Raw genomic sequence first — 12,014 nt, forward strand, 5'->3', positions numbered from 1 at the left:
CCTGAGCGAGGGAGGTGCGGTGGCCGTGGATTCCGACGAGCCGGTGATCGGCAATTCCGAGGTGAAGAAGCTGGAAGATCGAGTGCGCGAGCTTGAGCGAATCCGCAAGGGTCAAGAACCAATGTGCGTTCAGGCACTCGGCCCGCAGCTTGCTGTTGAACGCCTCGATGAAGCCGTTATCGGTCGGTTTTCCAGGTCGAGAGAAGTCCAGGGTGACATTGTTGGCATAAGCCCAAAGGTCGAGATCGCGGGAGATAAATTCGCTGCCGTTATCAACCCTGATCGTCCTGGGATAGCCAGTCCCCTTGCAGATACGTTCCAACGTCTGAACCACATCCTCACCGCGATAGGTGAACCGTGCGTCGGTGGCGGGGCAGTAGCGAGAATGCGTATCCACAACGGTCAGGATGCGCAATTTCTTACCTGTCGCGAGCTGGTCGTGAACGAAATCCATCGCCCATACATCGTTCGGACCGACGGCTGCCTGGCGGTCGTCCCGAAGTTTTGCCTTCACCCCACGCTTGGGGCGCTTATTACGCAATTGGAGACCTAACTCGCTGTAAATCCTACGTGTCTTCTTCACGTTGATCGTCCATCCATCCCGGCGCAAGTGGACATGCACGCGGCGATACCCGTACCGCACACGCGTTTCGCATATCTCCTTGATCCGTCTTTCGAGAGGGGCCTGCCCGGTTCTTCGGGATTTGTAGTGATAGCTCGAGGTGTCAAACGTCAGGACCTTGCAGGCCCGTCGGATCGATATCCCCCAATCCACCAGCATCCCGTCGATCAGCTTGCGCTTGCGGGCACCTTAGAGCTTTCGGCGGATGACGTCCTGCAGCATCTCGCGATCCAGGGTCAGGTCGGCAACGATCCGCTTCAAGCGGTTGTTCTCGTCTTCCAAAGCCTTCAGACGCCGCATCTCGTCCGGCAGCAGCCCTGCGTATTTCTTGCGCCAATTGAAATAGGTCGGCTGGCTAATCCCCGCCTTCCGGCAAATCTCTGCCACCGGCGTGCCGTCGTCACCCTGTTTGAGAATGAACGCTTTCTGGGCGTCCGAAAAGTTCGATGCTTTCATCGTTTCCGCTCCTGTTCCCAGCCGGGAATCTAGCGCGAAAAACTCCAATCAAAAACGATCCAATTTTTGGGGATCAGAGCAGATTGTCTCAACCTCGCAAGACGGCCCTCACCGCTTATGTCTGCTGTCCTCGCAATCAAATTGTAAACTGGCCTGCCTAGGCAGATTACGGCGGTTAAACTGTTTGATCAGGACTTGGATGCTTCCAGAACGAACGAGCACGCTAGTTCTTCGACGGTCGTTGGCTTCATCCCAAATGCATAAAGTCCCGCTATATTGTGCGGATCAATCTTGACCAAGTCGCCTATCGTAGTTGCTGCGAACTTCTCCTGAGTTTCTGCCGGGACACCTCGCAGCCACGACGAGAGGAACCAGTGCAGGGTGAAGGCGGGATGTCCGACGACAGGGACGCTTACGCCGGTCACTGTCAATTGGTCTTCGAACAGTCTCCGGATGCCCTGTTTCGTGGCGTTGAAATAATGGTGCGGGTAGCCGTGGTAAGGCTGGAGGAACGGTACAGAACAATACAACTCTCCCCCTGGCTTAAGAACTCGCGAAATTTCGGACGCACAGAGGAAAGGGTCTCGGACGTGTTCTAGCACGGCGATAGATATCACCGCATCGAAGGAGTTATCCTTAAAGGGAAGGCGTTCGCCCACCCCGATGATGTCGGTGGTGTCGTAGTTGGCAATTTCGTAGTTTACAACATTAGCATAATAGTCTCCACGCCGTCCGCTCCCGCAGTCCAAAACTATCCCATCGGAGCAGCGGTCAATCATTGCAGTTGTGTGGCTATCGTACCCGTTTGACGAGACATTTACCGTGTCGATGATCCGGGTGGCATCTCGCAGTTCCTGTGTCAGGAAATCCAGCTTATCGCCACGCACTTCATGGGGCATGGACGTGTCCAAGAGCGCAGCAACCTTCTTCATCTTTGCTTTTCGGGCATCGAGCAACCGGTTTTCTGGTAGCCGCATTCCACGATGCTCGGACATCCCCACCTGTTGAAAATGCGCAAGACCTGAAGCGAAGATCCCGTTTCCTACTGCAGCGGCCACATCTGGATTTGATGCCAAATAAGAAGACTCTTCGAAGTTTTCCTTCGTTGCTTCAATTCGCATGGGAATAGCGGGTATCATTTACGCCTTACTCCTAAAGGTTTGCGTTTGATAAAGATGACCATACAGGCAGTCATAATCGATTGGGCTATCTCGGCTTCAGTGTAAGCCCATTCCCTTGGAAGAAATTGTGGAATGTGGCCCGATAATTTGCATAAGAGGCTTCAAATATCGCCTGTTTTTCCTCTTGATACAGCGACATAAAATCCAGATCGCGATTTATATCAATATCTTGACGTAAAACGTGAGGTATTCGGAGGGAGTGTGCCATCTCCTCGGTGCGAGAGTCGTGGCACACGAGAACTGCAGGTGTTCCTGATAAAAGAGAAGCTATTGCACCGTGCACGCGCGTCCCCACATAGAGAGATTTGTGAGACATGTAATTCAACCAAGGGTTCAGATCAAAAAAGACCTTTGCGCGCGCCTGGAGGTAAGCCGATACTTTCTCAGGCCTCTGCTGATAGAAATCAGAACAGGCGTCAGTGGCGCGCTTCAGTATAGTCTCGTTGTTCAACCGTCCGAGCGCGAAATACATATCGGATAATTCCGATTGCAGCACTATGTCTATGTTGTGCTTGATGGCCTGCGTATAAAAATATTTCTGGAAGGTATCAGTTGGATTAAAGCCATGCCGGGTTGAGCCAATCGAAATTTCTTGAAGCTGGCTTTGGTCGAAGCGCTTGATTGAAGGTGCCCTCTCACCCGAAAGAAGAAGTGACGGGCAACCCGTAACTGTCACGTTCGTTATACCATAGTGCTCAAGCACCTCGGCGCTAAACGTTCCACGCACGCTAATTTGGGACGAGCGTTCCGAGATAATCTTCATCAGGCGCGCGGTACCAGCAGGAAGTACAGGTATCTTTTTTTCGTCGATCTCAGCCTGTGCGCCCAGTCCAACAATACAAATCGGCAGATTAGTCGGCTCGATGCGATCGGCTACAGTACCGAAATCCTGTTGGGAGTTTAGCCAGTTTGCTGCCGCTATCACAATGCTGTCGTACGCTTGATAGCCCTCAGTAGGGAGGCCCAGGCGGGCGCCTTCGGCATTCTCTATATTTTGCAATAGGCTCTCGCAGAACAGCAGATTCCCAGTGTTGCTGCCGCAATGGTGGAAGAGTTCTTGAACGGTCGAGCCTGACGGCGTGAGATTTGAGAATACTCCAAGGACCACTGGCTTTACAAACATCAGATAAACTCACTCCGGCATGTAGTCACATGCGATAACGGTTGCATCCTTGAAAACCTGAGAATCCAAGTGCGGTGCTATGAGAAAACTACAGCGTTTCAGCGCCCCAAGCACGTTCATGGAGACAAGCAAATAGCTTGTCAATTCCCACTAGAATGTTTCGACCATGCCTCCTCGCGGGACGCGACATGTTGAAAGCCATTTGATCGTCGCCCACTTTGCATCTCCCACAGCATAGGCGAACGCATTCGTGGAGATCAGCGCGATCTCCAACCATCTCGTTCCGCTTCGATCCAATCCGTGAAGGAGCTTATCTCGCGGCCTCGGTCACAAAAGGAAAGGTGGCCTGTTCGTAGCGCTCATGAATATCTGGCGGTCGACTTTTGGGAAAGAAGAGCAGCCTCCCACAATTGAAGACGCTGGAATATATTAGAGATCTATGATTTACTGGCGGAATGGGGGAATGAGCGTGAAACCACCTGACTATGATGTTATACGCATCCTCACTGATCAAAACCCATTCGCCCATTCTCTGCGACCGATGGACATGATCCGCCATGGCTGGCTTTCGAGCTTTCGCCAGGCATCACAGCAGTGATCGACAATGTCGTCGTATGATTTGAAGACTCGGTTCGAGAGCCAGTTTTCGCGCATGAAGTGCCAGAGGTTTTCAACCGGGTTTAGCTCCGGCGATTTCGGCGGGAGTGGTAGGATGGTGATGTTTTCAGGCACGACGAGATGATTGGACATGTGCCAGCCTGCCTGATCCATGATGAGGATGGCGTGTGCATCCTCGTCAACACGGCAGGCGATTTCCGCCAGGTGCTGCGTCATCGCGTGGGTGTCGCACCACGGCATGACGAGAGCTGCCGCCTTGCCAAGCTTCGGGCAGATGGCACCGAAGATATAGGCCGATTTCGTGCGTTGATCATGCGGCGCGGAAGGCCGCGTTCCCCGCCTGGCCCAGCAGCGCGTGATCTTGTTCTTCTGCCCGATACGGGCCTCGTCTTCGAACCAAATCTCTACCCGTTTTCCTTGCGCTGCTCCGGCGGCGATTTCTGCCACTGCGGCGGGGAAACTTTTTTAAAATCCTCGATGGCTTGAGGGTCTTGCGCGTGATGTTTGGGCCTTGCAGCAAGCTTGCGATAACCCATGGCTCGGACCTCGCGGCTCAGTGTTTGCTCGCTCACAGAAACGCGGAACTCTTCCCAAAGCCATTGAGCCAAATCGCACAGACGCCAGCGAACAACGCCGTCAAGATAGGGTGTCGGCCCACGCTCGATGGCCTGAACCAAGGCCGCACGCTGCTGATCGTTCAACCTCGACTGCTGACCGGGAGCCTTGCCGTCGATCAGCCCCTGGGGACCCCGTTCGTTGAAGCGCATGACCCAGTCCCGAATGATCTGGAGCGTGACATTGCCGAGCCGGGCTGCATCTGACCGCGAGCCGCCGTCGTAGATCAATGCGAGCGCCAACAAGCGTCGTACCTGGGCTGCGTCCTTCGACTGCCGCGACAGACGCCGGAGGCATAATCCATCAAAATCTTGACGTAACGAAATCCCCGGTCGCATCGTAAACCTCCAGTTTGCCCTAGAGATTCAGATTCACCGCGTTTTGGGAAGGCCAAAGAGTCGAGGTCAGCGAGTTGGCGTATTACTCACCCTGACCGGGGTCTGCACTGTCAAGAGGCGGTCGAGCCCGAAATTCAGCGGATCATCGCCAAGGCCAATACAGACGGCTGGGGAACGATGGAGACGATCATCGCGATTGAGCAGCTTCTCACAAATCTCCGCCTCGCTCATGCTGCAGTCCCAAATCTCGGAAAGATACTGCCTGCAAAGAGTGGCAATCCCAGTGCGGTAGAACTGCCCCCTGCAGTCCAAATGTTTAAGGCATTCTTCGATGAACGGGAAATGCCGTAACCACTATGCCCGCGCCCAGGTGCAGGACCATGGCGCTCACAATGAGGGCGGCTTGCACGAAGGTCGATGGAGATGCAGAGGCGTCAGCAGATTGACTGACAGCCACACCTACCTTGGAATTGCCATTTCCATTTCATCCGAGGCGTGCTCAGCAGATCCGTCTCCGTCTTTCAGCCTAGCTTTTCCAATCATTTGTTCCGCAATGTGTTTGCTTTCAACCATTCTAATTGTGCCTTGATCTATAATGGCAAAATCGTTGCAGTAGGCTTTAAGAACCGCAGGAGATGATGTGGCGATCAAGAATCCCGCGGTCTTCATGCGCTCCTCGACCAACGTCTTGCACCTTTCTCTAAAAGATCCACGGCCTCCGATTATCACCTCGTCCGCTAAGTAGAAATCGTAGGGGATAGCATAGACGCTCGTAAACAGAACTCTCGTTCTTTCGTCGCGATTTAACGTTCTGAACTGCCGATCGATCGCCGCATTTAGCTCGCCGAATTCAATCACAAACTTCAAAATTGGCTTGGGGTCGAACCCGGCAACCCTGCAAAGAAACGCAATATTCTCCCTCGCTGTTAGCAGTCCATTGAAAACCCCGCCTCCACCTACAGGGAATGAGACGTTCGAGGACCTATTAACTCTGCCTTTGTCGGGTCTTAGTCGTCCTGAAGCGAGCGATATCAATGTAGACTTCCCTGCTCCTGGAGGAGCCAGCACGCCAGTTATCCTGTAGTCCTCGAACTTCGCGTCAACGCTGGAGAAAACGGAGGATTTTTTGCTTTTTTGACGTAACGTTTTGTAAACGTTCGAGAAGATGATCGACATGCAATTTTCCCGGATACTAACATAATTGGGCAATTGGGCTGCTATAGTCTTACTTTAGACGTTGGTCAAAAAGGGAAGTGCAACAAGTCAAATTCTATTAAAGGTGCGATGGGCTTAAAGATGGGCACATCATTGACCAGAGGCCCTTGTTCTCTCCAGTTTTCGGGGATCAGAGCATCAGAGCACGATCATTAGCCTGTCGGGCTGGCTGGCTTTACTCCCCCCCCCCCGATAGAAAACACCCAGCCGACTCATGTGCGATCCCGAAGCGCTTTGTGACAACTGCGCGGTCTGGATTGACATCAACATATTGACGGCGGAGAACAGGGTCCTTACGCGATCTATTGATTAGGTGGAAGGCAGAGTGGGAATTGCCGATGACAGAAGATAGCAGGCTACCGGGCGAACAAGTTCCTCAAGATGACAATGTTAAAAGGTTTGGTGCGCTTATAAGCTCGCGCAGTTGTCGGTACGGACAAACCATGTTTCTGAAAACTGATAATCCGATCGGATTTTCAATGCAGAAATATGGAGAATGGAGCGCTATTGAAGCGGAATTCCATTGCAAGATGATCGGCGATGACTCTGTGGTTATCGATGTCGGCGCTAATATCGGATCTCACACGCTCGCTTATTGTCGAAAAGCAAAAACGGGGAGGGTGATTTTTTTTGAGCCTCAACCACTGATGTTTTATCTTGTATCGGAGACGATCAGGATCAATGGCATAATCAACGCGACAGGGCATTGTGCCGCTGTAGCGGATCGACTTGGAACAGCTGACTTCGAATTTCCGGATTACGAGCAGATGGGCAATTTCGGCATGGTCAAACGTTCCGATCTAGGATCGCAGCTGACTTCGTCTAGTCAAGTGCCGCTCACCACTATCGACAATCTTGAGTTATCTCGATGCGACTTTATAAAAATTGATGCCGAAGGCGGAACACGTTCGATTTTGGAAGGTGCCATCAACACAATCGCCAGCTACCAGCCCACAATTGCTACGGAAGTTTTGGGCGTCGAAGATGGATGGAATATAATGAAGTTTATTGCGGAGAAAGATCTCCGTTATACTTGTTATATTTATAGATTCTCGGCGTATAATAAGCGAAATTTCAATCGTAATTATGTTAATTATTTTGGAGCGGCAGAAGAATGCGGGCTTTTGTTCTGTAAGGGTGACTTGGACGGCGGATATGTCGAGGATGGGTTATGTTTTATTAAGATTAATACTCTAGACCAACTTGCCGAAGAGTTCGGGCGCACGTCTAAGTATGGTGACTATACCCCGTTCGACCGAAAGCCAGAAACGATCGGGCATCTTTATATCGATCTCCTTAGACATCTCGTTCCTGCATCTGGCAATTCAACACGTGCCGACTCCGTGGAAATGCCACCGTCAGAAAGTCTTGATCATGTGGCACAGTTATCATGGGATCGTTCACGGGCGGATTGCGTGTCACATGAGCCCTCGAGAGCTGATCACTTTGCTTCTAACGATGGTGGCGGCTCCCATAGCGGGATAATGTCGGATGCACATGATGTTTTTGTTACAATCGCGCAGCGGCAACGCTCGCTCGATGAGCGCGAGGAAGCACTACTCATGCGCGAACTGCTGCTCAACAAAAATATTAGCGAACACGAGGATCGACGGCTTGAGCTAAGCAAGCAGGAACAGCAACTCGATTTGAAGGCTGCTGATTGCGAAAGTAAGGTTGAAGCGCTCAATTCGCGCGCTCGGTCGCTCCAAGAACGGGAAACAGCTTTGGATAGTGCGATCGTGGACAATTTGAAGGAGCGCGAGTCAATCGGGAAACAGCAGGCGGAGTTGTCACATGGCAGGGAGCAGTTGAGGGCGGAGCAAACCGATCTTGAATCTCAAAAAGCGTCCCTCTCGTTACTGTCTCTAGAGGTTAGGACGGCAATTCGCAACGATTGGCGGTAAGTGCTTATTTCCAAGTGCGTTGACGCGCGTTTGACTTGGGTTGTTTTATGACAGCCTTATTGGTTCAGGCAGCGGCGGTTTTGGAAATTTTACGGGCAGTAGCATTTATGTCAGCGTCTGTGGTGGGTTTCGGCAATTCCATGAGGATTTGGCGAAGGTGTGCCGAGTTTTCGATGCCAGGTGCGGCAGGTCAGCATCAGGCTGTAGACGATTGCGCTGGAATGGTTCCGTCGATGGTATCGCTATACAAGCAATTCTTTTTGCGGGTTACGACAATGTCATGTTGGAAAAGGTTGTTGCCGATAGGCCTCCTGCCGTTTAGCTTGCCTCCCGTCGTAAACTGTCGTGGAAGGAAGCGTTCGAGCACGCGGCGGAGAACAACATCATGAGGACTGTTCCCTTGGGCAGGCTGATTCCAGTGATTAGGCAGTTTAGGCCATTTTGTAGCGATTGATTTAGTATAAACTCAGTAAGTGTAGGGGTTGCCATTGTGACAGATGTGCGGGTGTTTTCCGAATCCGATGAAAATCTCGAGACGTCGAGTGATCCAAATCGCCCGTGGTTGACACTTAGACTGGGAAAAGGGGCGGTGTGTCCACCCATTTCCGTTGATCCAGGCCTGCCTGCGCCGGCTTCCGCCCTGATTGAAATCGGTAACGGATCAAATATTACTGGTAGTATTATCGTTTGGGGCGAAACATCCCGTGATCCGCGTAGGCAGCGGCGTAAGCATGCCGGGTGCGGACATCTGCTGCGGTAATACTGCTGAGATCTTCATCGGTGATCGCCTTCAATGTGCAGGTTCTGCGACAATCAGTGCGCGGCATGATGGTCGCGTAGTGATCGGAAATGACAATCTCTGGTCCAATCGCGTCTACATTGCGACTGATGACATGCATGCAATACGGGAAGTCGACACCCATAATCGCGTCAATCGACGAGGGGGGAGAGTTGTGGTGGGCGACAATGTTTGGCTTGGTTACGATTGCCTCATTAGAGGTGGTGCTGTGATCGGCAAACGTTGCGTCATTGCCGAAAGAACACGAGTTGCCCGTCACGTTCCAGCCAACTGTTGCGCTGTGGGTGACAGCTCTCGGGTCGTGCGCACGAACGTGTATTGGACCCACCAGGACGATCCCTGATGGGTATTTTGCGGCGCATAGGGACGATGCGCGATATGTTATGCATTACTCAACTGTGACGGACTTGGCCAAATTGCGTGGTTGGTCGACATCCGTGCCCATAAACACAGCCGTTTGGTAGGCCAAGAGTTGGATCGGCAGCGAGAAGATCATCGGTGCGATGATTTCATCGACGTTCGGCAGCGCGATAGTCGCCATGGTCGGCAGTTTTGACGCGGCCGCGCCCTTTTCGTCAGTGATGAAGATTATCTTGCCGCCGCGCGCCGCAACTTCCTGCATATTGGACACAGTCTTTTCGAAGAATCGATCATGTGGAGCAATCACGATTACCGGCATGTTCTCATCGATCAATGCGATCGGCCCGTGCTTTAGTTCACCCGCGGCATAGCCTTCTGCGTGGATGTAGGAAATTTCCTTGAGCTTCAACGCACCTTCAAGCGCCAGCGGAAAGCTCGTGCCACGGCCGAGGTAAAGCACGTCCTTAGAATGCGAAAGATGACGCGACAGGGCCTCGATTTGTGGCTGCAGGGTATTGAGTACTTCGCTCATCACTCGTGGCATTTCAGCCAAGTGCCTGACCATCACCTTCTCCTGCTCGGAGGAAAGTGTGCCGCGTGAGCGGCCGGCGCCGATTGACAGGGCAGCCAGAACCGCAAGCTGGCAGGTGAACGCCTTGGTGGAGGCGACCCCTACTTCCGGGCCAGCGGAAATCGGGAAGACTACATCGGATTCGCGTGCGATGGTCGATTCGGGCACGTTGACGATTGCGCCGATGGGGAGCCCCTGATCCTTGCAGTAGCGTAACGAGGCGAGCGTATCGGCGGTTTCCCCGGATTGGGAGATGAATAACGCGGCTTGAGATGGCAACAGAGGCACTTCACGATAGCGGAATTCAGAAGCGACGTCGATTTCCACAGGCAGGCGCGCATAGCGCTCGAACCAGTATTTACCGACGAGACCGGACAAATATGCGCTACCGCAAGCCGATATAGCCAAGCTCGACACAGCTCCAAAGTCGATCGCGTCGCTGCGGAACTTCACTGTATTCTGGGCAAAATCTATCAAATGGCCGAGTGCGTGCGAAATGATTTCTGGTTGCTCATAGATTTCCTTCTCCATGAAGTGCCGGTGATTGCCCTTCTCCACCCTGTAGGCGGTAGCAAGAGAGACTTGGCGCGCGCGCGTTAGAGGCAGGCCTCGATAGTCGATAATTTCCGCGCCCCCATGGGTTACGATGGCGCAGTCGCCATCTAACAGATAGGTTATCTCATTGGTAAAGGAAGAAAGAGCGATCGCGTCAGAGCCAAGGAACATTTCTCCATCACCGTGGCCAATAGCCAGCGGAGGCCCGAAGCGGGCTGCCATAATGGTTCCGGGCATCTCCTTGAACATTACGACTAGTGCGTAGGCGCCTGAAATGCGGTTGAGCATGGCGAGCATCGCGGCACGGTGATTGAGGCCTTCACGGATATATCTGGCAAGCAGGTGAGCTACTACTTCCGTATCGGTCTGGCTTTTGAACACTGCCCCGTCCATCAGAAGCTCGTCTTTCAACTCGGAAAAGTTCTCAATGATGCCGTTATGGACGACAGCAACGCCATCAACAAAATGCGGATGCGCATTTGCCACGTTCGGCACGCCGTGGGTGGCCCAGCGAGTATGCGCAATGCCAATTGTGCCCGCTAGAGGTTCATTTTCCAGAGCCTTCTCCAGGTTGAAGAGCTTGCCTTCAGCCCGCCGCCTCTCTAACCTGCCATTGTGGATTGTTGCCACTCCGGCGGAATCGTACCCGCGATACTCCAGTCGTCTAAGTGCATCTGCGAGACGCAGCGCTACCGAACGCGTCCCGACTATTCCGACAATACCGCACATGAGTTTTCCTTTCCGTCTGCGACTTCGGAGGGAAGTCCTAACGGATTGCTAGATTTGTGCAATTGCCGAGCTGTTAGTTTAAATAAGAAAGTAAACACAGCGATGTGGGCGATGAGCCGAGCATACCCGACAATCGTTAGAGGTAGCACTTTTATCAGTGAGCGAACGCATAAATTGCAGGAATCACCGCGACCACTCATGGATCCACGGGTAATTAGGTGTGGTGGCCCCATAAATCCCCGGACATGATCTCCCACTTGTTAAGTGTGAGGAGCAATGTGCCCATTATGACCAGTCATATCCCTAAGATAGAAGTTCTGTTCCCTAAGATAGAAGTTCTGTCCCGCCCTGAGCGCCGCCGTCGCTGGTCGACAGCGGAAAAGCTGGCTATAGTTCAGGAAACCTATGAACCGCACCGGGTTTGCCGGAGGCCATTTCGTTTAAGTTATGCGGCCATGGCTGGCTCGTCCAGCATGGCGTAGTATCGCTCTTCGGCTTCGGCTGGCGGTATGTTTCCGATGGGCTCCAGGAGGCGTCGGTGGTTGAACCAATCGACCCATTCCAAAGTGGCGAATTCCACCGCTTCGAAGTTCCTCCATGGCCCGCGCCGGTGGATGACCTCGGCCTTGTAGAGACCGTTGATGGTTTCTGCGAGGGCGTTATCGTAACTGTCGCCGACGCTTCCGACAGAAGGCTCGATGCCAGCTTCTGCCAACCGCTCGGAGTAGCGAATAGACACATATTGGACGCCGCGATCCGAGTGATGCACAAGGCCGCCACCATGAACGGGACGCCGATCATGAAGTGCCTGCTCAAGGGCATCGAGGACGAAGCTTGCATGTGCTGTCCTGCTCGCCCGCCAGCCAACGATGCGACGAGCGAAGACGTCGATCACGAAGGCCACGTAGACGAAACCCTGCCAGGTGGC

At 52.9% G+C, this 12,014-nt stretch carries 9 protein-coding genes and 1 pseudogene; 2 read left to right on the forward strand and 8 right to left on the reverse strand.

Features of this window, described 5'->3' with window-relative positions; translation table 11 throughout:
- Positions 1 to 97: 97 nt before the first annotated feature.
- From ACSQ3J_RS30885 to ACSQ3J_RS30905, 5 genes and pseudogenes are all read right to left on the reverse strand, one after another.
- A pseudogene (locus tag ACSQ3J_RS30885) lies at positions 98 to 1,078 on the reverse strand (IS3 family transposase); the annotation flags it as partial.
- 188 nt (positions 1,079 to 1,266) lie between these two features.
- A complete protein-coding gene (locus tag ACSQ3J_RS30890; RefSeq protein ID WP_436041102.1) occupies positions 1,267 to 2,217 on the reverse strand; it encodes a methyltransferase domain-containing protein in 951 nt (316 codons plus the stop codon).
- A 67-nt stretch (positions 2,218 to 2,284) separates the two neighbouring features.
- Positions 2,285 to 3,382 carry a polysaccharide pyruvyl transferase family protein gene (locus tag ACSQ3J_RS30895; RefSeq protein ID WP_436041103.1) on the reverse strand — a complete coding sequence of 366 codons (1,098 nt, stop codon included), beginning with the start codon at positions 3,380 to 3,382 and terminating at the stop codon, positions 2,285 to 2,287.
- Between the two features lie 510 nt (positions 3,383 to 3,892).
- Positions 3,893 to 4,953 (reverse strand): IS630 family transposase gene (locus tag ACSQ3J_RS30900; RefSeq protein ID WP_436041104.1). Its coding sequence is split into 2 segments (ribosomal slippage): positions 3,893 to 4,435 and positions 4,438 to 4,953, totalling 1,059 coding nucleotides; the frame shifts between segments, so codons are not numbered across the junction.
- 459 nt (positions 4,954 to 5,412) lie between these two features.
- A complete protein-coding gene (locus ACSQ3J_RS30905) occupies positions 5,413 to 6,129 on the reverse strand; it encodes a hypothetical protein (RefSeq protein WP_436041105.1) in 717 nt (238 codons plus the stop codon).
- A gap of 377 nt (positions 6,130 to 6,506) precedes the next feature.
- On the opposite strand from ACSQ3J_RS30905, the gene ACSQ3J_RS30910 reads away from it, so the two are divergent.
- Positions 6,507 to 8,072: an FkbM family methyltransferase gene (locus tag ACSQ3J_RS30910; protein WP_436041106.1), complete on the forward strand. Its 1,566-nt coding sequence runs from the start codon at positions 6,507 to 6,509 to the stop codon at positions 8,070 to 8,072.
- 680 nt (positions 8,073 to 8,752) lie between these two features.
- Here ACSQ3J_RS30910 and ACSQ3J_RS30915 read toward each other — a convergent pair.
- Complete coding sequence (locus ACSQ3J_RS30915) at positions 8,753 to 9,130, reverse strand: hypothetical protein (RefSeq protein WP_436041110.1); 378 nt, start codon at positions 9,128 to 9,130, stop codon at positions 8,753 to 8,755.
- Here ACSQ3J_RS30915 and ACSQ3J_RS30920 point away from each other — a divergent pair.
- Positions 9,065 to 9,214, forward strand: a complete 150-nt coding sequence (locus ACSQ3J_RS30920; protein ID WP_436041109.1) for a hypothetical protein — start codon at positions 9,065 to 9,067, stop codon at positions 9,212 to 9,214. The genes ACSQ3J_RS30915 and ACSQ3J_RS30920 overlap by 66 nt on opposite strands.
- A 45-nt stretch (positions 9,215 to 9,259) precedes the next feature.
- Here ACSQ3J_RS30920 and glmS read toward each other — a convergent pair whose 3' ends face one another.
- A complete protein-coding gene (gene glmS, locus ACSQ3J_RS30925) occupies positions 9,260 to 11,086 on the reverse strand; it encodes a glutamine--fructose-6-phosphate transaminase (isomerizing) (protein WP_436041107.1) in 1,827 nt (608 codons plus the stop codon).
- 445 nt (positions 11,087 to 11,531) lie between these two features.
- The coding region (locus tag ACSQ3J_RS30930) for an IS3 family transposase (RefSeq protein WP_436041108.1) at positions 11,532 to 12,014 on the reverse strand (483 nt) is incomplete at its 5' end.

Origin of the sequence: Rhizobium sp. LjRoot98 (assembly GCF_964252935.1) — a bacterium.
Taxonomy (GTDB): Bacteria; Pseudomonadota; Alphaproteobacteria; order Rhizobiales; family Rhizobiaceae; genus Pararhizobium.

Coding starts and splice junctions, on each gene's coding strand:
- ACSQ3J_RS30890 (WP_436041102.1), bottom strand. CDS start 2,217: ATGATACCCGCTATTCCCATGCGAATTGAAGCAACGAAGGAAAACTTC.
- ACSQ3J_RS30895 (WP_436041103.1), bottom strand. CDS start 3,382: ATGTTTGTAAAGCCAGTGGTCCTTGGAGTATTCTCAAATCTCACGCCG.
- ACSQ3J_RS30905 (WP_436041105.1), bottom strand. CDS start 6,129: ATGTCGATCATCTTCTCGAACGTTTACAAAACGTTACGTCAAAAAAGC.
- ACSQ3J_RS30910 (WP_436041106.1), top strand. CDS start 6,507: ATGACAGAAGATAGCAGGCTACCGGGCGAACAAGTTCCTCAAGATGAC.
- glmS (WP_436041107.1), bottom strand. CDS start 11,086: ATGTGCGGTATTGTCGGAATAGTCGGGACGCGTTCGGTAGCGCTGCGT.